Origin of the sequence: Marinobacter nitratireducens (genome assembly GCF_000708045.1) — a bacterium.
In the GTDB taxonomy this organism is placed as follows: domain Bacteria; phylum Pseudomonadota; class Gammaproteobacteria; order Pseudomonadales; family Oleiphilaceae; genus Marinobacter; species Marinobacter nitratireducens.
Window position 1 is genome coordinate 447,561 of the sequence record NZ_ANIE01000003.1, and the last position, 20,207, is coordinate 467,767.

The 20,207-nt window shown below is 55.6% G+C and carries 18 protein-coding genes; 9 read left to right on the forward strand and 9 right to left on the reverse strand.

Annotation, left to right across the window (positions count from 1 at the left end; translation table 11 throughout):
* Window positions 1-61: 61 nt before the first annotated feature.
* Complete coding sequence (locus D777_RS03875; RefSeq protein ID WP_036128889.1) at window positions 62-1,138, reverse strand: 3-deoxy-7-phosphoheptulonate synthase; 1,077 nt, start codon at window positions 1,136-1,138, stop codon at window positions 62-64.
* A 122-nt stretch (window positions 1,139-1,260) separates the two neighbouring features.
* On the opposite strand from D777_RS03875, the gene D777_RS03880 reads away from it, so the two are divergent.
* A complete protein-coding gene (locus tag D777_RS03880) occupies window positions 1,261-3,081 on the forward strand; it encodes a DUF1631 family protein (RefSeq protein ID WP_036128890.1) in 1,821 nt (606 codons plus the stop codon).
* A 25-nt stretch (window positions 3,082-3,106) separates the two neighbouring features.
* Entirely contained in the window at window positions 3,107-3,517 is a 411-nt protein-coding gene (locus D777_RS03885; RefSeq protein WP_036128892.1) for a PilZ domain-containing protein, read from the forward strand.
* A 52-nt stretch (window positions 3,518-3,569) separates the two neighbouring features.
* On the opposite strand, the gene D777_RS03890 is transcribed toward D777_RS03885, so the two are convergent.
* From D777_RS03890 to gloB, 7 genes are all read right to left on the reverse strand, one after another.
* Entirely contained in the window at window positions 3,570-4,355 is a 786-nt protein-coding gene (locus D777_RS03890) for an enoyl-ACP reductase FabI (RefSeq protein ID WP_036128893.1), read from the reverse strand.
* Between the two features lie 65 nt (window positions 4,356-4,420).
* Window positions 4,421-6,025 carry an ABC transporter ATP-binding protein gene (locus D777_RS03895; RefSeq protein ID WP_036128894.1) on the reverse strand — a complete coding sequence of 535 codons (1,605 nt, stop codon included), beginning with the start codon at window positions 6,023-6,025 and terminating at the stop codon, window positions 4,421-4,423.
* Window position 6,026: 1 nt separating this feature from the next.
* The gene (locus D777_RS03900) at window positions 6,027-7,049 is read right to left on the reverse strand and encodes an ABC transporter permease (protein WP_036128896.1); all 1,023 of its coding nucleotides are present in this window, start codon (window positions 7,047-7,049) and stop codon (window positions 6,027-6,029) included.
* 2 nt (window positions 7,050-7,051) lie between these two features.
* Complete coding sequence (locus D777_RS03905; protein ID WP_036128897.1) at window positions 7,052-8,137, reverse strand: microcin C ABC transporter permease YejB; 1,086 nt, start codon at window positions 8,135-8,137, stop codon at window positions 7,052-7,054.
* Window positions 8,138-8,183: 46 nt separating this feature from the next.
* Entirely contained in the window at window positions 8,184-10,013 is a 1,830-nt protein-coding gene (locus D777_RS03910; protein ID WP_036128898.1) for an extracellular solute-binding protein, read from the reverse strand.
* A gap of 125 nt (window positions 10,014-10,138) precedes the next feature.
* Window positions 10,139-11,884 (reverse strand): LysM peptidoglycan-binding domain-containing protein, encoded by a 1,746-nt coding sequence (locus D777_RS03915; protein ID WP_036128900.1) that lies wholly within the window; start codon window positions 11,882-11,884, stop codon window positions 10,139-10,141.
* A gap of 154 nt (window positions 11,885-12,038) precedes the next feature.
* On the reverse strand, window positions 12,039-12,833 hold the full coding sequence (gene gloB / locus D777_RS03920) for a hydroxyacylglutathione hydrolase (RefSeq protein ID WP_036128902.1): 795 nt from the start codon (window positions 12,831-12,833) through the stop codon (window positions 12,039-12,041).
* Between the two features lie 72 nt (window positions 12,834-12,905).
* Here gloB and D777_RS03925 point away from each other — a divergent pair, with 72 nt between their 5' ends.
* The 5 genes from D777_RS03925 to D777_RS03945 all read left to right on the forward strand — a co-directional run bounded on the left by D777_RS03925 (window position 12,906) and on the right by D777_RS03945 (window position 17,503).
* Entirely contained in the window at window positions 12,906-13,703 is a 798-nt protein-coding gene (locus D777_RS03925) for a class I SAM-dependent methyltransferase (RefSeq protein ID WP_227501658.1), read from the forward strand.
* Window positions 13,704-13,728: 25 nt separating this feature from the next.
* Complete coding sequence (gene rnhA / locus D777_RS03930) at window positions 13,729-14,172, forward strand: ribonuclease HI (protein WP_036128903.1); 444 nt, start codon at window positions 13,729-13,731, stop codon at window positions 14,170-14,172.
* Window positions 14,173-14,199: 27 nt separating this feature from the next.
* Window positions 14,200-14,910: a DNA polymerase III subunit epsilon gene (dnaQ, locus tag D777_RS03935; RefSeq protein ID WP_036128904.1), complete on the forward strand. Its 711-nt coding sequence runs from the start codon at window positions 14,200-14,202 to the stop codon at window positions 14,908-14,910.
* A gap of 236 nt (window positions 14,911-15,146) precedes the next feature.
* Window positions 15,147-16,853, forward strand: coding sequence for a hypothetical protein (locus tag D777_RS03940; protein WP_036128906.1), 1,707 nt, complete (start codon window positions 15,147-15,149; stop codon window positions 16,851-16,853).
* Between the two features lie 2 nt (window positions 16,854-16,855).
* Window positions 16,856-17,503 (forward strand): hypothetical protein, encoded by a 648-nt coding sequence (locus tag D777_RS03945; protein WP_036128907.1) that lies wholly within the window; start codon window positions 16,856-16,858, stop codon window positions 17,501-17,503.
* A gap of 66 nt (window positions 17,504-17,569) precedes the next feature.
* Here the strand turns inward: D777_RS03945 and D777_RS03950 are convergent, their stop codons facing one another.
* Entirely contained in the window at window positions 17,570-17,884 is a 315-nt protein-coding gene (locus D777_RS03950) for an SCP2 sterol-binding domain-containing protein (protein ID WP_036128908.1), read from the reverse strand.
* Between the two features lie 229 nt (window positions 17,885-18,113).
* Between D777_RS03950 and sohB the strand changes: the two genes are divergently transcribed.
* Window positions 18,114-19,178, forward strand: coding sequence for a protease SohB (gene sohB / locus D777_RS03955; RefSeq protein WP_036128910.1), 1,065 nt, complete (start codon window positions 18,114-18,116; stop codon window positions 19,176-19,178).
* Window positions 19,179-19,198: 20 nt separating this feature from the next.
* A complete protein-coding gene (locus tag D777_RS03960) occupies window positions 19,199-20,197 on the forward strand; it encodes a YhdH/YhfP family quinone oxidoreductase (protein ID WP_036128911.1) in 999 nt (332 codons plus the stop codon).
* Window positions 20,198-20,207: the final 10 nt, after the last annotated feature.

Here is a 20,207-nt window from a genome sequence, read left to right on the forward strand (position 1 = left end):
GGGAATCAAAAAGGGGAGCCTGGGCTCCCCTTTCTTGTGCACCGGAATCCGATTCGGATACTTACCTGGCGTTCCGGCCTGGTAGAACATCCTTCAGCTTGTCACGCATTTCGCGAATTGCTTTTTCGGTGGTTTCCCAGTCGATGCAGGCATCGGTCACCGATACGCCGTATTTAAGGTCGGCCTTGTTCTCGGGGATTGACTGGTTGCCCCAGTTGATATTGCTTTCAACCATCAGGCTCTGGATGGACTTATTGCCTTCGAGAATCTGGTGAGTGACATCCTGCATGACGAGCGGTTGGATCCCCGGATCCTTGTTGGAGTTCGCATGGCTGCAGTCCACCATGACGGAGGCGCGGAGGCCGGATTTCTCGAGCGCCTTTTCGCACAGCGCGACGCTGACGGAGTCATAGTTTGGCTTGCCGCCACCACCACGGAGAACAACATGGCCGTAGTCATTGCCTTTGGTGCGGATAATCGCGACTTTGCCTTGTTGGTCAATGCCCAGGAAGCTGTGGGGGTGAGAGACTGACTTCATGGCATTAACAGCTACATCCAGGCTTCCATCCGTTCCGTTCTTGAAACCGATGGCCATTGACAGGCCGCTGCTCATTTCCCGGTGAGTCTGGGACTCGGTGGTACGAGCCCCGATCGCTGACCAGGCAATGGTGTCCTGAAGGTATTGCGGAGATATTGGGTCCAGGGCTTCAGTAGCCGTTGGCAGGCCGAGCTCATTAATATCGAGCAACAGACGACGGCCAATATGAAGGCCCTCGGAAATGTCGAAGGTGTCGTTGAGGTGCGGATCGTTGATCAATCCCTTCCAACCGACAGTCGTGCGCGGCTTTTCAAAGTACACGCGCATAACAATGAGAAGGGTATCGCTAACCTCGTCAGCCAGTTTTTTCAGGCGCTGAGCATAATCTCGGGCAGCCTCCACATCATGGATCGAACAGGGCCCAACAACGACGAACAACCGGTGATCTTTACCATCCATGATGTCATAAATGGCCTGGCGACCATTAGCGACGGTCTCGGCGGCCTTATCGGAGAGTGGCATCTCCTGTTTTAGTGCTTCAGGAGTAATCAGTGCTTCCTGGCTTGCCACATTAAGATTCTCAAGTTTGTTGCCCGACATGTTGTTGTGCTTCCCAGATTAATTCGAATTACGCCGGTTTCAGGTTGCGGTAAACCCCGGCGAGGTGGTTATACTGCGACATTTAATAGGCCTTTTCAACGCTTCTTCTGTATAGGAACCGGATGTCACATCAAGCGAAAACTGGCCCTGGAGGCACTCATCAGAGTCGGTCCGATAAGATCAATGACGTACTTGATGGAATACGAGTACCTGATCTTCCATATCCCGCTGGCAAAGTGACCCAGGACGCAGCCAGCGACTGGCGACCACTGCTGCTTTCCTGCTGGAATGAACAGAGGGACGAGCGGGTTACCCACGTCATTCGATCGGTGCATCTGGATTGGTCCGCAGAGCAAGTCAACGCAGCGTATCTTGCGGACCGGATTATGGATCTGTTCCTGCAGACCAGCGGCCTTCACCCGTCGCTCGCCGGCCGCATTGCACGATTGCGATTCTACCTCGCCTGGCGGATGAATCTGGAGGGCGCCGGGGCATTCACGCCATCTTTAACCGAATGGCTGGACAGTCTTCAGGAATGGCGGGGCTGGAGTGATTCCGGTGGTCGATCCGCCAAAGCGCTTCTGGATCAGTTGGATGCTCTGGTGATCGCGGTTTCAGCCAGCTTTGAATCGGGCAGTTCGGAGCCAGTCGAAGCGTTTTGTGAGAAGTGGCAAAGCGATTCGCGCAAACGAGCGACTCAGGAAGCAATGCTTCGGCGGCGGCTTTTGGAAAAGGAGCAGGGGGTTGCTCGGCAATACCGTGCAGAACAGACGGCAAGAGCCCTGATAGGGCGAGCGCTGCAAGGTCGCCATCTTCCGCCTGCCATTATTGAATTTATCTTCAATCGTTGGCAGGGCCTGCTGAAACAGGCAGTCCTCGAGTATGGGCTTGAAAGCGATTCGTTTCGTCATGGCTCCAAGCTACTGGAATGGTTGGTGTGGGTCGGGGATCCGTCCTTATCCGATAAAGACCGGAACCGCCTCTATCACGTTGGCGAACAGATCGGCGATCGGCTTCTCGATGTCTGGCGAAGGGTCTACTCCACAGAGTTTCCAGCCGGAGATCTGACCGGGATTGAACAGGTGATGATGTCGAGGTTGAAGGGCGAGACCCCCGAACTCGAAGCTGCACTCCCGCCGCCTGACTCATTTCCGTGGAATCCGGAATTCCTGGAGCCCCCGACCGAAATTACGGACGCGGTACTTGAGGCCGAGGGCAAGTGGTATGTCGAAGGCGAGGGTCATAACGAACAACGCCGCTATTTCTATGCCTTTCTTCAGGACAGTGGGAACATTCTCTGGACCAACGGTGGTGGCGTGAAGTTTGGGCTCCAGCCATGGTCGGATTTTCAGTCAGCCAAAAGCCGTGGCGATATTCGGTCGTTGCCGCAGCTGACGCCTTTCGGCGATGTGCTGGCGGATACCGTGAATGTTCTATCGGCAGTCGCATTAAAGCAAAGGCAACAGCGCGAGCTCGCCGCCAGGAAGGCACGGGAAAAAGCAGAAGCGTTAAGGCAGGAACGTCAGGCGGCGGAGGAGGCTCGGCGCAAAGAAGAGGCTGCTCGGGAAGCTGAACTAAAGCGCCAGCGAGAAGAGGCAGAGGCCAGGCGGCTTGCTGATGAGAAAGCGGAACTTGAAAGGCTCGAAAAAGAAAATCTGCTCGTCGCGCAACAACAGGTGGATGGCATCAAGCTTGGAGGCTGGATATCCGTCGAACCGGATGGCGACAGGAATGAGCCACTACGAATGAAGTTGGCGGTACGGATAAATGCCTCCAGGAAGTTGATCTTTGTGGATCGCCTGGGATTGAACCGACAGGAGTATCAGGAAAAAGATCTGGTGTCGGGCATTGTTGATAAGCGGATCAGGGTGCTCGGAAGCACCGCTGAATTCGACGACACGCTCAGCCGGGTCGTCGGCAGGATTCGAGTTGGTCGCAGCTGATTTGGATGCACGCAGGACAATAATAATGAGAGACACTGATTACAGTTTCGGAAACAAAAGCGAGACTCCCGGTCGACAAGACAACCGGGGCGACTATCGCCTGACAGCACGGGCAACGGCAACGCTTGAACTGGAGGCATCCGGGCCGGGCATCAGCGGCCCGGATACAGATGGTCGACGACTTGAATGTCGTATAAGAGACATCTCCGCAGCGGGATGCAGTCTCTTCGCCAGTGAACCTTTGTCAATCGGCGCACTGCTGCCGGTGACCGTATTGCTTGAGCACCAGGATGAACCCATCAGCCTAGCGGCAGAGGTAGTGTGGTGTCGGCCAAATGATGCCGGCTTCCTTGTTGGTCTGCACGTCCTTGAGTCTGATGGCACAGGCTATGTGGAATGGGTTGAGGCGGTTGCAGCTGCCCTGGGCGAGGGATAAAAAAATAGCCAGCAAAAGCTGGCTATGTATCACTATCGTGGAGGACGAAGGTCTACTCTTCCATCTCGCCCATACCGGTGATGTTGAATCCGGCGTCCACGTACATGATCTCGCCGGTAATGCCGCTGGCAAGATCGGAACTCAGGAACGACGCAGCGTTACCAACTTCCTCAATGGTTACGTTTCGCTTGAGCGGCGCGCGTTTGGCGTTTTCAGCCAGCATGCGACGGAAGCTCTTGATGCCTGAAGCCGCCAGAGTCTTGATCGGACCGGCAGAGATGCCGTTAACCCGGATGCCATCCCGGCCGAGGCTGACCGCCATATAGCGTACGTTGGCTTCCAGAGAGGCCTTGGCCAGACCCATCACGTTGTAGTTTTGCAGAACGCGTTCCGCACCAAGGTAGCTCAGAGTCAGCAGAGAGCTGCCTTCGTGCATCATCTTACGGGCACCCTTGGCCAGCGCAACAAAGCTGTATGAGGAGATGTCGTGGGCGATCTTGAAGCCCTCACGGGTAGTGACGTCAACATAGTTGCCATCAAGTTCATGTCCCGGGGCGAAGCCTACGGCGTGGACAATAATGTCGATGTTGTCCCAGTGTTTGCCGAGCTCGGTGAATACGTTCTCGATTTCTTCATCGCTGGCGACGTCACAAGGGAAGGTCAGGTTGCTGCCCCATTGTTCCGCAAATTTCTCAACGCGCGGCTTCAGTTTGTCATTCTGGTAGGTGAAGGCCAGCTCCGCGCCTTCACGTGCAAACGCTTCGGCAATACCGTAAGCGATGGACAGTTTACTGGCGACACCAACAATCAGCGCTTTCTTGCCACTGAGTATTCCCATGGGTAGTTCTCCCTTGTTCCTGATTTTCGAGCATTATCCCCGATGCCTTGGCCGTCGGGTAACGCTCAATTGGTCGTAGTGGTGTTCTGGTAGAAGAAAGCCGCATTCAGAAGGTTACGAGTGTAATCCTCCCGGGGAGACTGGAATATGTCACCGGCATTTCCGTACTCCACGATCGTTCCCTGCTTGAGAACGAGCAATTTGTGGCTTAACGCTCTGACCACTGATAGGTCGTGGCTGATAAAAATGTAGCTTAGACCATATTTGGTCTGGATATCCCGTAGCAGTTCTATCACCTGTTTCTGTACGGTGCGATCCAGAGCAGACGTCGGTTCGTCGAGAATGATGATGTCCGGCTGCAGTACCAGCGCACGGGCGATTGCGATTCTCTGTCGCTGACCGCCGGAGAACTCATGGGGGTACCGGTGTTTTGCGTCCGGATCCAGGCCCACATCCCGTAGTGCCCGGGTAACTTTTTCGTCGTGTGTATCGGAGCCTTCAGGATCATGAATGCCCAGCCCCTCGCCAACGATCTCTGCAATCGACATGCGGGGACTCAGGCTCCCGAACGGATCCTGGAAGACAATCTGAATCCTGCGACGCCAGGGCCGGAATTCCCTCTGGTTAAGCCCTGAAAGGTGCTCTCCATCGAGCTGGAAATCACCCGTAGACGCGGTCAGTTTGAGCAGCGCATGTCCGATCGTGGTCTTACCACTACCACTTTCACCAACGATCCCGAGAGTTTCTCCACGCCCAAGTTCGAAGCTCGCCCGTTGAACCGCATGGAAGCTTTCCGTCACTTTGCCAAACAGGGAGCGTTTGGTCGGGAACTGTACGTCCAGATCCCGAACCTCCAGGAGAGGTTCAGGGTTTTCGGAAGGACTGGGTGGCGAGGATGGAGGTTCTGCATCCAGCAGTTTCCGAGTGTAGGGATGTGCTGGGGACTCAAACAGATGTTCTGCCGTTGCAGACTCCACCAATTCTCCTTTCTCCATGACGGCAACCCGATCGGCGTAGCGCCGAACAATGGTCAGATCATGGGTGATCAGCAGAATGGCCATGCCGAGTTTTTGCTGAAGTTCCCGAAGCAACTCGAGCACCTGCTGCTGCACGGTGACGTCCAATGCCGTTGTTGGCTCGTCAGCAATGAGGAGGTCGGGCTCATTCGCCAGGGCCATGGCGATCATAACCCTCTGTTTCTGGCCGCCTGACAACTGATGTGGGTAGCTTCCCAGGCGGCTCTCGGGGTTATGGACCCCAACGAGGTTCAACAATTCAAGGCAGCGTTTACGAGCCTGAGGACCACGCATGCCTTTGTGAAGCTCAAGCGTTTCGCTGATCTGTTTCTCGATGGTATGCAGCGGGTTTAGCGATGTCATCGGCTCCTGAAAAATCATGCTGATTTCTCGTCCGCGGATTTGTCTGAGGCGCTTTTCCGGTGCGGTTAACATATCTTCCCCGCGGAAGAGAATTTTTCCGCCGGGATAAGAGGCATGGCGCTCATCCAGCAACCGAAGCACCGATAACGCGGATATGGATTTTCCCGAGCCGCTTTCCCCCACCAGGGCAAGGGTTTCTCCGGCGTTGATACGCAATGACAAACTGTTCACCACCCGAGGGCCGTGGTCGAAGCAAATGGACAGATCGGAAATCTCTAGAAGATCACTCATATCAGTTCTTTCTTGGATCAAAGGCATCGCGAACGGCTTCGCCGACAAAAACCAGCAGCGTCAGCATGATCGACAGTGACACAAACGCTGAGATTCCCAGCCAGGGTGCATGCAGGTTGGCTTTGCCCTGAGCGATCAGTTCTCCGAGAGAAGGGGAGCCGGATGGTAAACCAAAGCCAAGAAAATCGAGAGACGTGAGGCCGGTTATCGCACCCGTTAGAATAAAGGGCAGGAAGGTCAGGGTGGCGACCATGGCATTGGGCAAAATGTGTCGGAACATGATCTGCCGGTTGCCAAGGCCCAGGGCTCTGGCGGCTTTCACATACTCGAAGTTTCTTGCCCTCAGGAACTCGGCGCGCACGACATCGACCAGCCCCATCCAGCTGAACAGCAGCATGATGCCAAGCAACCACCAGAAATTAGGCTGCACGATACTGGACAGAATGATCAGCAGATAGAGCACGGGCAGCCCGGACCACACCTCGATAAAGCGCTGGCCCAGCAAGTCTATCTTGCCTCCGTAGTATCCCTGGATGGCACCGACCACTACGCCGACGACGCAACTTGCGATTGTCAGTGTCAGGCCAAAGAGCACCGATACGCGAAAGCCGTAGATGACCCGGGCGGCGACATCCCGCCCCTGATCATCCGTGCCGAGCCAGTTCACGGGGCTCGGTGGCGCGGGTGAGGGCACGTCGAGATCGTAGTTGATGGTGTCGTAGCTGAACCGGATTGGCGGCCAGATCATCCAGCCATTGGCCTTGATCTCATCGGCGATGAACGGGTCGCGATAATCGGCTTCGGTTGGCAGGAAGCCTCCGAACGTTTCCTCGGTGACGGTTTCCACGACCGGGAAGTACAGGGACTCCTTGTAGGAAACCACCAGTGGGGAATCGTTGGCAATGACCTCAGCAATCAGAGACAGTCCGAAAAGCACCAGGAAAAGCCAGAGGGACCAATAGCCCCGTCGATTAGCCTGGAAGTTATTCAGGCGCCTTTGCTGGATGGGGGAGAGCGGCTTCAACGTTACGCGCCCTCCCTGCTTTCAAAGTCGATCCTCGGATCGACGACGACGTAAGTGATGTCGCTGATCAGCTTCAGGATCAGCCCCATGAGGGTAAAGATATACAGGGTGCCGAACATCACCGGATAGTCCCGGTTCAGCGCAGCTTCAAAACCCAGCAGTCCAAGGCCGTCCAGAGAGAAAATGACTTCGATCAGCAGCGATCCGGTGAAAAACAGAGCCACAAGCACGCCAGGGAGGCTGGCAATAACGATGAGCATGGCATTGCGGAAAACATGGCCATAGAGTACCTGCTTTTCCTCAAGCCCTTTGGCTCTCGCAGTGACCACATACTGCTTACTGATTTCATCAAGGAACGAGTTTTTGGTTAGCAGGGTCAGTGTGGCAAAACCGCCAATCACGTTGGCTGTTACCGGGAGCACCAGGTGCCAGAAATAGTCAGCGATCTTTTCGTACCAGGTAAGCTCGCTGAAATTCAGGGAGGTTAAGCCCCTGAGTGGGAACCAGTCGAAATAGGTGCCGCCGGCGAACAGCACAATCAGCAGCATGGCAAACAGGAAGCCGGGAATCGCGTAACCAATGACGATGGCGGAACTGCTCCATACATCAAATCGGGAGCCATCTGTTACCGCTTTGCGGATACCGAGGGGAATGGAAATCAAGTAGATGACAAGCGTCGACCACAGTCCGAGGGAGATAGACACGGGCATCTTGTCGATGATCAGCTCAATGACCGATTTTTCACGAAAGAAGGAGTCGCCGAAATCGAAGGTGGCATAGTCGCCAAGCATCTTCATAAACCGCTCGTGAGCCGGTTTATCGAAGCCATACATGACTTCGATCTCTTTCAGGAGTTCGTCCGGTATTCCCCGGGCCGCACGACTGTCACCAGAGCCACTGGAGACTTCACCGCCGGTATCACCACCGGATGCCCTGGACAGAGCGCTGCCGCCATGCCCCTCCATTTCTGCAATCAACTGCTCAACAGGGCCGCCAGGGGCCGCTTGAACGATAACGAAGTTAAGGAGCATGATCCCGATCAGCGTCGGGATAATCAGCGCAAGCCTGCGAAGAATGTAGATGCCCATTTAGCGAAGTATTCCTTCCGAAACAGCGTTGGTCAGAACCATTGGCTCAGGGTTTCATCCACCAGTTGTCGGGATCGACCCCGTTTTTGGGCGTATTTTTTGGTCGCTCGACAGTGCTCCAGTAAGCCACCCGATCCTTATCGAGGTACCAGTTGGGAATAACATAGTGTCCGTGCAGGAGAACCCGATCCAGTGCGCGGACCCGGTAAACGAGCTCTTTCCGGTCTGGTGCCTGGATCAGCAGGTCCACCAGTTCATCAACGACCGGGTCGTTCACGCCCATATAGTTGCGCGCTCCGGGTACATCCACGTTGGATGAGTACCAGAACTGCCGTTGCTCATTCCCCGGCGAGTCTGACTGGGGGATGCCCTGAACGGTCATGTCGAAATCAAACTTTCGGACCCGCTGTACGTACTGGTTGGTATCCACGAGCCGAACGGACACGTCGACGCCCAGCCTTGCGAGATTGTTCTTGAAGGGCAGAACCACTCGCTCGAACGTCTTCTGAGCCAGAAGGAACTCAAACGCCAGAGGATCACCGGTTGATTTGTTGACCATTTTGCCATCGCGAATCTCATACCCAGCCGACCGCAGAAGCTCCAGAGCTTTCCTGAGGTTTTCACGCAGGCCTTTCTGGCCGTCTGTTGTGGGAGGGGTGTAGACCTCGGTGAAGACGTCGTCGTTCAACTGATCACGGTAGGTCTCGAGTATTTCGAGTTCCCGGCCTTCGGGCAGACCGGAGGATGCCAACTCGCTGTTCGCGAAATAACTGTCCGTTCGGGTGTACTGGTCGAAGAACAGGTTTTTATTCGCCCACTCGAAATCAAACGCGTACGCCAGCGCTTCGCGAACCCTGGGGTCACTGAATATTTCTCGGCGGGTATTGAATGCAAACGCCTGCATGCCGGCGGGGCGGTGATGCTGAATGGCCTCGGTGATGATGGAGCCGTTATCAAACTGTGGGCCGGTGTAAGCGGTTGCCCAATTCTTTGCAGATGATTCCACCCGGAAGTCAAAGTTACCCGCTTTGAAGGCCTCCAGAGCCACGGTGTCGTCGGTGTAATAGTCGAAACGGATCTTCTCGAAATTGTATCGGCCTTTACGGGTTGGCAGGTCCTTGGCCCAGTAATCCGGCACGCGTTCATAGGTGATTGACCGACCTGCTTCGAAATCGCTGATCCGATAGGGGCCACTGCCCACCGGAGGTGTCAGCCCGTTTTCACCGAACTCCCGGTCTTTCCAGTAGTGAGCTGGCAGCACAGGAAGCTGGCCAAGTATCAACGGCAATTCCCGATTGGTGGTTTCCTTGAAGTCAAATCGCACCCGATGCGGATTTTCAACGGTTACGCTGTCTACGTCGGCGTAGTAGTTCCGAAACAGCGGGTGTCCTTTTGTGGTCAGCAGCTCAAAGGAAAATTTCACATCCGCGGCCGTAATTGGCTCACCATCATGAAACCGGGCCTCCTTGCGCAGGTTGTAGATGACGTAACTGCGGTCTTCCGGGGTTTCCAGGGATTCGGCAATGACGCCGTAGGCTGAAAACGGTTCGTCTGCGGAGGACGCCATGAGCGTGTCATACAGATAGCTGCTGATGCCGGTCGCAGCAACACCCCGAATCACAAACGGGTTGAACGAATCAAAGCCATTGGACACGACAGCACGCCGGAACGTACCGCCTTTCGGGGCGTCCGGATTCACATAGTCGAAATGGGAAAACCCGTCGGGATATTTTGGGGTTCCGTGCATTGCAATGCCGTGTCGGGGCTCTGCGTTGTCTGCCGGAGGCTCGCTGGCCAGTGATGTGGAAGAGGTGACCAGTAAGGCCAGGGAAGAAAGGATGGTTGTAAGGGTTGTGGCTGTCCGTATGCTCGTCATGGGTCTCGCACGTTCCGGATGATCAGGCCGGCGCCCGGAATCCGCTCCAAGGCGCCGTTGGACTCTTCACGAGCCCTTATGATTCTTATCGTTACGGAAAGTTCCGGTACACCGCTTTGTGTTTGTCAGGGACTGTTCCGAATGTCCACGTAGAGTACCAGACTTTGTCCCGGTTGCAGATAACGGGAGGTGTTCAGGTCGTTCCAGCTTGCGATGTCGCGCACATTCACGGAGAAACGGCTGGCGATTGTCGAGAGCGAGTCGCCTTTACGAACACGGTAGCCAACCTTTCGAACCATCGCCTTGCCCCGTGTGCTGTTGCTGGCCATGATGGTCGGCTGAGTTGTCTTGGACCAGATTACCAGCTCCTTGCCGGGAATAAGCGGGTCGCCAGGAGCCATACTGTTCCAGCCCGCAACCTCACGAACGGTGACCCGGTGTTCCCGGGCAATATCCCAGAAGGTATCGCCGCGGCGCACGGTGTAACGCACTTTGTTCCCATCGCGCTTGCGCTGCTGTTTGCGCTCGAGACGCTGTGACGCACTCAGTGCGTAGGCGTCAGACCCTTTGCTGGCGGAGGGGATCATCAGTCTCTGGCCGATACGGATCATGTCACCATTCAGCTTGTTTACCTGGCGGATGACGGACGGTGTGGTAGAGAATCTGTTGGCAATCCTGATCAGGCTGTCTCCGGACCGGACCTTGTAATTGCGCCATGAAACCCGCTTTGAGGGTGGGATTTCCGCAAGTGCATGCCGAAACTGCTCCGCGTTCTGGCGGGGCACGAGGAGGCGATGAGGGCCATCCGGGTTGGTAGCCCAGCGATTATAGGACGGGTTTAACAGGTAGATTTCGTCGATGTCGACACCGGCCAGCTTGGCGGCCTGGGCAAGGTCCAGTTGCGAGCCGGTTTTGACCACTTCGAAATAGGGTTCATCGTCCAGCGTCGGCAAGGTTATTCCGTAGGCCTGTGGGTCATCGAAGATTTTGGCCAGGGCAATCAGCTTGGGTACATAATGACGGGTTTCCTGGGGAAGCCGAAGAGACCAGAAATCCTGCGGCCGATTGGCTTTGCGGTTACGTCGCATGGCACTGGACACAGTGCCACCGCCGCTGTTGTAGGCTGCCAGCGCCAGTGTGTAATCACCATCAAATCGGTTGGCCAGACGCTCCAGATAGGTCAGGGCGGCATCTGTGGCGGAAATGACGTCTCTACGATCGTCGTGCCACCAGCTTTGTGTCAGCCCGAAATATTTTCCGGTAGACGGAATGAACTGCCACAGGCCGGCAGCACGCCCATGGGAGTAGGCGAACGGATCGAAGGCACTCTCGACCACGGGCAGCAACGCAAACTCAGAGGGTAAGCCGCGTTTCTCAGTTTCCGAAAGAATGTGGTGAAGGTAGCGGCTCCCCCGGTCAACCACGCGGTTAATATACTTCGGGTGCTTTGCGTACCAATTCAGCTGATCGCGTACCCGCTTATTGTCGACACTATGATCAAGCGCAAACCCATTCCTGAGACGGTGCCACAGATCCGGGGTTTCCTCGGGCACCGCTGACGCTTGTTGGGATGGGTTGTCCAGTGCCTCTCGTGCGTCCTGCGCTGCGGCCCTGAGTTCCGGTGCGATTGCATCATCAAGGGCACGCTGGGCGTCTTCTTCGGAACCACCCTCGACGGCCTGCTTAAGTCCGTCATCACCAGTGGCAACGGTTAGCTGGTCGGAATCCAGGGGATTCCTGGCATCGGATTCGCCGGATTTCTGGAACCACTGACTGGGCGACGCCCAGTAGTTATCTTGCTGGTTCAGCGAGCTGCAGCCGCTGACGAGTGTGCCGGTGAGGACCAGCACGGAAAATCGTTTGACCGACATAACATCATTCCGGTTCGGGGTTCTTACCGGCGTCTGTCTAAAATGCCGGCATATTTAAGGGCTTACGGTCACAAAGTTGCAATGATTCTATGGGAGCCCTTTTCCAGGGGTCAAGAAACCTCTCGTTACCACAGTGAGAGGATTTGTTAATCGATCAGAAATTGTCCTTGCCATGGCGTATGGCGGCAAAGATTGCATCGGCTGAATCGGATGCCAATCCCTGGTCGGCGCAGTAGTGTTCAGCTGCCGAAATCACCGCCGGATCGTCCCAGCGCAGGAAGGGGTTCAGCTTCTTCTCTACGTCCAGGGTCGAGGGTACGGTAAATTCGCCGGCCTGGCGCTTACTCTCGCACTCGCTTTCGAACGCTTTCAGGGCCTGATCGTCTGGCAGCCAGTGGCGGGCAAAACGCAGATTGGCGAGGGTGTATTCGTGGGCACAATAGACGGCGGTTTGTCCCGGCAGGGACCGAAGGCTCTCCAGCGAAGCTCTCATCTGTGCTGGTGTGCCTTCGAACAGCCGGCCGCAACCACAGACAAACAGCGTATCGCCGCAGAACAGCACCGGCCTGCCGGAAACTTCCTGCTCTGAGAAGTAGGCGATGTGGTCCAGCGTGTGGCCGGGCACTGCGAAGACTGTGAACTGAAGGTTGTGCCACTGGACCTTGGCGCCGGCCTCAACCTGTTCCGTTGCATTCTGGAAAGGGGAGGCCTTGGGAGCAACAATGCGGCATTCCGGCCACCTGTCTTTCAGGCTCTTTACGCCTCCCACGTGGTCGGGGTGATGGTGGGTGATCAGAATCGTGTCGAGCCGGAGGTGGTTGTTGTTCAGGAATTCCTCAACGGGTGCCGCCTGGCCCGGGTCGACAACGAGTGCGGTTTTCGTCGTGTTATCTGAAATGCACCAGATGTAATTGTCAGAAAATGCGGGGATGGCGGTAATGGTCAGCATAAGGGCCCCTGTAGGCGTTCTGAAAGTGTGGCTGATATGATAGAACATCGGGCAGCGACTTAGGAATTGCTCATGTTTAGGCTGAAGCACGCCGAGCCAATCGATTATCCGGCACGCCATGAGAGCTTTGAACGTTGGTTTCAGACTCCGCTTGGGCGGGCATTGCTGGCGGACCAGCGTCGTATGCTGGATCGGGAGCTTGCGTCGCTGACCGGTGCACGGCAGTTGCAGGTAGGCATCAGTCACCGCTTACCATTGGCGACCAGTACAGATTTTGTTCAGCGCATCATTACAACTCCCCGATGGTACCCTCATATCCCCGATGGCGTCGCTGTCTGCGATGCCGATGAACTGCCATTCCCGGGGGAATCCATGGATCTGGTGGTGCTGCACCATACCGCCGATTTCACTCGATACCCTCACGAGGTACTTCGCGAAGGGGCTCGGGTGCTGCGGGGCGAAGGGACAATCGTGTTGATGGGGTTGAATCCGGTCAGTCTCTGGGGTGCACGGCGGCTGCTCTCCAGACACCGAGAGGGGCCATGGGGGGGGCGGTTTCTTCTCCGGGGGCGTATGGAGGACTGGCTTCACCTGCTCGGCTTCAATGTCGAATCCTCTGTTACACGCTTTTTCCGGCTACCCCTTCAACGGAGTGGTCGAAAAGCAAGAGGCCGGATCGAATCCAGACTGTCGCAAAACAGGCTCCTGCCAGTCGGCGCATATTACTGTATCCTTGCGCGAAAACGGGTAGCCGCGGGCATACCAAAACGACCGGTCTGGCGACAGGCTAAGGTCATCGCGTTGCCCGGTGGTGGAGCGGTCGGTGCATCCAGAGGATGTGCCAGGACCAAACCCGGCAACGGAACATAACGATTGATCGTCAACAGGAGTAGTGATGTCCGGCAAGGTTGTTCTTTATACCGACGGGGCCTGTAAAGGGAATCCCGGCCCCGGCGGATGGGGCGTGGTACTTCGTTATGGAGATGCAAAGAAGACGCTCCATGGCGGCGAAGCCGATACCACCAATAACCGGATGGAACTGATGGCAGCGATTAAAGGGCTTGCCGCGTTGAAACGGGCCTGTCAGGTCGAGCTTTACACGGATTCCCAGTACGTTCGTAAAGGCATTACCGAGTGGCTGGCCGGCTGGAAGAAAAATGGCTGGAAAACCGCCGCGAAAAAGCCCGTCAAGAATGATGACCTGTGGAAGGCGCTTGATGCCGAAGTGGCGCGACATCAGGTTAACTGGCATTGGGTGAAAGGCCATGCCGGTATCCCGGACAACGAACTGGCAGACGAGCTGGCCAATCGGGGCGTCTCAGAACTCGCTAATATATGAACTATCCGAACACAGAAGAACTGAGCTATGAGACAGATTGTACTGGATACTGAAACAACGGGTATTGATCCGAACGAAGGGCACCGGATCATCGAAATCGGGTGTGTTGAGGTCATAGAGCGCCAGCTGACCGGCCGTCATTACCACGTGTACGTCAACCCCGAACGAGAGGTTGAGGCGGAAGCCATCACGGTCCACGGGATCACCAACGAATTCCTCGCCGACAAGCCAAAGTTTGCGGACGTTGCCGATGAGTTCTTCGAATTCATCAAGGGTGCGGAGCTGGTTATTCATAACGCGGCGTTTGACGTTGGCTTTATGGATTCCGAATTTGCGCGCCTGAAGCCGGTTCGCAAAACCGCCGATCATTGCGGCATCGTCGATTCGCTCGCGATTGCCAGGGCGAAGCATCCGGGTCAGAAAAACAACCTTGATGCACTGTGCAAGCGTTATGGTGTTGATAACAGCAGCCGTGAACTCCACGGCGCATTGCTGGATGCGGAGATTCTTGCGGATGTCTATCTGCTCCTTACGGGTGGCCAGACAGCCCTGTCTCTGGATGCAGGCTCGGAGGACGGCGGGGCTGCCGGCGGTATCCGCAGATTGTCCGGCGAACGGCCAGAGCTGCCCGTGATCCGGGCGTCTGACGACGAGTCGAGCGCCCATGATGAATTTATGGCCATGCTCGAGAAGCAGGCGGGTGAAACCGTCTGGGGGCGCTTGAAGTCCTCGGAATGAGAACTGGGTCGGTCTGTACCAAATGTTACATTCCGGCTTTCTTGAGGTACTTGAGTTTTGTGTTATAAGTAATGATAAGTTCGCCAGTTTTTTACAAGCACGAAAGGTACTTGGGCGAACCATGACCGGAGGGGATTGAGCCGGTTGATTACAAAAAGGTCCGCTCGATACGGCGCGAGCGGATCGCTGTCATTGTGAGGAAGCGGTAGTCTCCGCAAAGTTAACAGGAAGCGTTTATGGTTCAATCGTCTCTGGCGACGAAATCGCAGTCGTTTGATCTGGTCAAAGGTGAAATTGAACAGACCATCAAACAGGCAGAATCCAGCCTTGAACGCTTCCAGGAAAACCGGGAAAGTGGCGAAGATCTCCAGAACTGCGTGGACTTCATCAATCAGCTCCGGGGAATTTTTGTGCTCGTTGAGCTCCGGGGCGGCACGCTGCTTTGCCAGGAAGCCGTCAGCATGGCTAATGACGTACCTGTTGGCGCCAATGACGACAAAAACATCCTGCTTACCACGCTGAACACGGCACTGTTCATTCTTCGCAGGTACGTTGAGTATTACCATCAGCAGCGGGAAGATCATCCGGAACTGTTGTTGCCGGTTATCAATGACCTGCGCGAAGCCCGCAAAGAGAAACCTTATCCCGATTCCTGTTTTTTCGATGTCGACGTCAAGGAACGCCCGAATTTCTGTTCCAGCGTTCAGCTCCAGCCCTTTGATGGCGATGACAGTGAATATGAGATTCTCGCTCGACGCATGCGTCTTACCTTCCAGGTGGCACTGTTGGGCATCCTCAGGGATCGCAATGATGTCGTCAGCAAAAAGTTGATTGCTCGGTCGGCTCGCGGTTTGGCCCGCCTTTGCCAGGGCGCTCCGATGGGGCAGATGTGGTGCTTGCTTGCCACGGTAGCCGACACCATGCTCGATCGGGCGATGGCCATCGGCAAGGCCAGAAAGCGCATGTTCATGCGAATTGAGAAGTATGCCCGGGAAGTTGTCTATGTTGGCAAGGTGGCAACGACAAAGGACGCCCCCGATTCCCTGATTCGCGATCTTATCTATATCCTTTACCGGAGCGGCTCTGCCAATCCGGAAGTGAAGGAAATTCTGTCAGCGTACAAACTGGCTCCGGCCGAATATCCGGACTCCATGCTTGAGGCTCATGCCCGACGTCTCTATGGACCGGGTAGCGATGTCCTGCGTTCGCTCTCTGAAGCTCTCCAGGACGAGCTGAATCAGCTCAAGGATAAACTGGACATCATTGAGCGGGGCATTGAACCCGATTTGGCGGAACTGTCGTCCATCGCAGATGCGCTTGAGAGACTGGCCAACACACTGGTCATGCTCGATCTGAACAAACTGGCGTCGGTCTCCCGGGAAGAGGCGGCGAAGCTTCGCAGCTGGGAGGAGGAGTCTCGCTTACCCGGTGACGAAGAGCTATATCGTCTGGCCGACTCTGTTTTGGGTATTGAGGACGCGATCATGCAGATCGTTACCCGCGGTATCACCTCGGAAACCGATGCCCTGGCCAGCAGCCACCGCCAACGGGATGAGTCTCTTTATCTGCGCGAAGCACTCATTGTGGTTGCCGACGAGGCCCGTAGTGCACTGACCCTCGCAAAGCGGGCAATTACTGCGTTTATCGAGTCGGATTACGACAAACTCCACCTCGCCAACCTGCCGGGCACGCTCCATAGCATTTGGGGTGGCCTCCAGATGGTCAACGATCCCGATGCTGCAGACGTTCTTCAGCGCGTTGCCGGCTCAATTCAGGACCGACTGCTTGATGAGCGAGATGCGCCATCACGTCAGGTTCTTGAAGCGCTGGCCGATGCGCTGACCTCTCTGGAATACTACATCGAGAGCATTGGTCAGCGGGAAGACCGCAATGCCGACCTGTTGAAGCTGGCGGTCAATTCGCTGGATGATGTAGGTCTGTAAGCATGTCTCAGGAGCTTGCAACCATCGTGCTCGCAGCCGTTGGCTCGATACTGGTGATTGCAAGCCTGCTTTTCTTCCTTCGCCCACGCTGGCTGCTTGGCTGGTTGAAGGGGATGGCGGTTTTCGGCGTCCTTCTGTTTGGCCTCTACACCCTCGCCGTCGCTGTTAACGTCGCCCGATATCAGTCGCTCAGCGGCATGCAGACTGTTGCCAGTATTGCTACGACAAAGCAGGCCGAGCGATTGTGGCGGGTCACGTTTGAGCCGGTGGAAGGCGCACCGACGATTGAGACGGTAAACGGCGACCAATGGCAGGTTGATGCCAGGATTATCCGGTTTGCCGGCCCGCTCCGGTGGCTGGGTATTGCACCGGGGTACAGGCTTGAACGACTTTCAGGCCGTTACACCTCTCTGGAGCTTGAGCGAACTGCGCCAAGGTCGGTGATCCAGCTGTCGGACACCGGCTGGCTCGATCTTTGGGATCTTGATCAGGAGTTTGATCTGCCGTTTGTTGAGGGTGTCTATGGCAATGCCACATTCATGCCGATGCGGGACGGGGCGGTGTTTGAAGTTCGTTTGTCATCATCGGGACTGGTTGCCGTGCCGATGAATGAAGCGGCGAGACAGGCTGTTCAGTTCTGGAATGGGTAGTTGGCTTCAGGCAAAAAAAAACCTGCGCGTTGCGCAGGTTTTCTCATCACTGCTGAAAAAGGGCGATTAGCCCATTTTGAACAGTTCACCCAGCTTGGTTGCAAGCATCATGTCGCCTTCAGCGCGCAGCTGGCCAGCCATAAATGCCTGCATGCCGTCAGTCTCGCCAGATACGATACCGTTCAGGGTTTCGGAGTTCATAATGAGGGTAACGGACGGATCGTCATTAGCACCTTCGTGCAGCTTGCAGGCGCCATCGTTGATAACCAGGTGGTAGGTCTTGTCGTCTTCAATGTCGAACTGGAACACCAGGTCCAAGCCTTGTGCCGCGTCTGCGTTGAAATTCTGTTCGAGCTGTTCAAATACCTGTGCTACAGACATTGTTTTACCCTTTTGGTGGTTGTCGTGTCATGTGATGACGGCTTTGCTATCCGAGGCTGCCGGAGCCTGTACGGGAGCCTGGTGGTGCCGACCTCGCAATCCGACTTTATGGTTAGCGATGAATCCTGTCAAGCTCGATCGAACGCTTGTTTTAATTTTTTGATCTTCTTATCACTGAAGATCCGGTAAGTTACACTTCCGTCTTTCCATAACGACCTGGAGAAGCATTTTGGAGTTTCTTAGTGAATACGGATTGTTTCTGGCCAAGGTTGTCACATTTGTCGTGGCAGTCGTGGTTCTGATCTCGGTAATTGTCTCGGCAGCCCAGAAAGATCGTGATGATCATGAAGGCGACGGCGAACTGAAGATCCGCAAGCTCAACGAAAAGTACCAGAAACTGCGGGAAGCAATTCAGGCCAGACTAATGACCGACACTGAGCGCAAAGCGTTTGAGAAGAGTCGGAAGAAAGAACAGAAGGCTGAGAAAAAGGCCTCTAAGGCCAAGGCGAAAGAGGCCGACAAGTCCGAAGAGGGCAAATCCCGGATATTTGTTCTCGACTTTGACGGTGATATCAAAGCGAGCGATACCGACCCACTGCGACGCAGCATTACTGCCGTGCTGAGTGTTGCAGATCCAGAGCATGACGAAGTGGTGATTCGCCTGGAGAGCGGCGGAGGACTTGTTCATGCCTATGGACTTGCGGCGGCGCAACTGGACCGGATACGAAGCAAGGGCATTCCGCTGACAGCCTGCGTTGATAAGGTGGCTGCAAGCGGTGGTTACATGATGGCCTGTGTGGCCGATCGTATTGTGGCCTCTCCCTTTGCGATTCTCGGATCTATCGGGGTGGTTGCGCAGCTCCCGAACTTCCACCGATTCCTCAAGAAAAACGACGTTGATTTTGAGGTGCTGACCGCGGGTGAGCACAAGCGCACAATGACGGTGTTCGGGGAGAATACCGACAAGGGGCGCCAGAAATTCCTGGAAGATCTTGAAGATACCCATGTTCTATTCAAGGAATACGTGAGTGAACGGCGCCCTGATGTCGACATAGCCAAGGTGGCCAATGGGGACATCTGGTTTGGCCAGCGCGCACTTGAGGTGAAGCTGATTGACGAGATCAAGACCTCAGACGAATATCTGATTGAGGCGTGTGAGCGGGCAGAGGTAGTGTCGGTAGCCTATCAGCGTAAACGCACGTTGCCCGAGAAACTTGGCCTCGCAACCAGTGCCGCGCTTGAACACACCGTCTGGCGGGTGCTGAGCGCCTTCCGGAATCAGAAAATTCAGTAAGATCAGGAGGCGGTAGAATTATGACAACGAATACCGAATTCCAGGCCTGGCGCGTTGAAGAACGTGATGGCGAGTACGTTGGCGGTACCCAGACACTGAATACCGCAGACCTTCCCGAAGGCGAGGTGTTGATTCGCGTATCCCATTCGTCGCTGAACTATAAGGACGCACTCTCGGCGTCGGGCAACAAGGGTGTAACCCGGAAGTTTCCTCATACACCGGGCATCGATGCCGCCGGTGAGGTCGTGGAATCGTCCACCGGAACACCGGCCGTAGGGCAGCCGGTCATTGTTACCGGCTACGATCTTGGTATGAATACCGACGGCGGCTTCGGCGAGTATATCCGCGTGCCGTCGGCCTGGTGTGTGCCCATGCCAACTGGCTGGAATGCACGAACTGCCATGATCTACGGCACGGCGGGGCTCACCGCCGGTCTTTGCGTGCAGAAACTGTTAACCATGGGCGCCAAGCCTGATCAGGGCAAAGTGGCGGTCACCGGCGCTTCTGGCGCGGTGGGATCGGTCGCCGTTGAGCTTCTGAGCAAGCTCGGCTTTGACGTTGTGGCTATCAGTGGTAAGGCCTCCCACGCCGATGAGCTGAAAGCACTTGGCGCGTCAGAAGTCGTGGGTCGTGACGTTCTCGCAGCAGACAAGAAACCGCTTTTGAAGCCTGGTTTTGCCAACGCGGTCGATACGGTTGGAGGTGATCCGCTGGCTGAACTCCTTAAGCAGATACAGCCCAGTGGTTCGGTGTCCTGCTGCGGCCTTGTAGCCGGTCCGGGCCTTCAAACCACCGTACTTCCTTTCATTCTTCGCGGTGTTAATTTGCTGGGCGTGGATTCCGTCGAGATTCCACTGGAGGCAAAAGAGGGCGTTTGGAAGAAGTTTGCGTCTGACTGGGTGTGCAGCAAGACCGAAGCGGCTGCGAAGGACATCGGCAGGGACGATCTGGACAGCGCGCTGAAAGCGTTCTTGAAAGGTGAGTCATCCGGAAAGATCGTTCTGGATCATTCCAGATAATGGAGCTGAA

Excerpts from the sequence above, each read along its gene's own strand:
- D777_RS03890 (WP_036128893.1), bottom strand. The coding sequence starts at position 4,355 with ATGGGAATACTCAGTGGCAAGAAAGCGCTGATTGTTGGTGTCGCCAGT.
- D777_RS03875 (WP_036128889.1), bottom strand. The coding sequence starts at position 1,138 with ATGTCGGGCAACAAACTTGAGAATCTTAATGTGGCAAGCCAGGAAGCA.
- D777_RS03910 (WP_036128898.1), bottom strand. The coding sequence starts at position 10,013 with ATGACGAGCATACGGACAGCCACAACCCTTACAACCATCCTTTCTTCC.
- D777_RS03960 (WP_036128911.1), top strand. The coding sequence starts at position 19,199 with ATGACAACGAATACCGAATTCCAGGCCTGGCGCGTTGAAGAACGTGAT.
- D777_RS03880 (WP_036128890.1), top strand. The coding sequence starts at position 1,261 with ATGTCACATCAAGCGAAAACTGGCCCTGGAGGCACTCATCAGAGTCGG.
- D777_RS03895 (WP_036128894.1), bottom strand. The coding sequence starts at position 6,025 with ATGAGTGATCTTCTAGAGATTTCCGATCTGTCCATTTGCTTCGACCAC.
- rnhA (WP_036128903.1), top strand. The coding sequence starts at position 13,729 with ATGTCCGGCAAGGTTGTTCTTTATACCGACGGGGCCTGTAAAGGGAAT.
- D777_RS03905 (WP_036128897.1), bottom strand. The coding sequence starts at position 8,137 with ATGGGCATCTACATTCTTCGCAGGCTTGCGCTGATTATCCCGACGCTG.
- gloB (WP_036128902.1), bottom strand. The coding sequence starts at position 12,833 with ATGCTGACCATTACCGCCATCCCCGCATTTTCTGACAATTACATCTGG.
- D777_RS03925 (WP_227501658.1), top strand. The coding sequence starts at position 12,906 with ATGTTTAGGCTGAAGCACGCCGAGCCAATCGATTATCCGGCACGCCAT.
- D777_RS03940 (WP_036128906.1), top strand. The coding sequence starts at position 15,147 with ATGGTTCAATCGTCTCTGGCGACGAAATCGCAGTCGTTTGATCTGGTC.
- D777_RS03885 (WP_036128892.1), top strand. The coding sequence starts at position 3,107 with ATGAGAGACACTGATTACAGTTTCGGAAACAAAAGCGAGACTCCCGGT.
- dnaQ (WP_036128904.1), top strand. The coding sequence starts at position 14,200 with ATGAGACAGATTGTACTGGATACTGAAACAACGGGTATTGATCCGAAC.
- D777_RS03950 (WP_036128908.1), bottom strand. The coding sequence starts at position 17,884 with ATGTCTGTAGCACAGGTATTTGAACAGCTCGAACAGAATTTCAACGCA.
- D777_RS03915 (WP_036128900.1), bottom strand. The coding sequence starts at position 11,884 with ATGTCGGTCAAACGATTTTCCGTGCTGGTCCTCACCGGCACACTCGTC.
- D777_RS03945 (WP_036128907.1), top strand. The coding sequence starts at position 16,856 with ATGTCTCAGGAGCTTGCAACCATCGTGCTCGCAGCCGTTGGCTCGATA.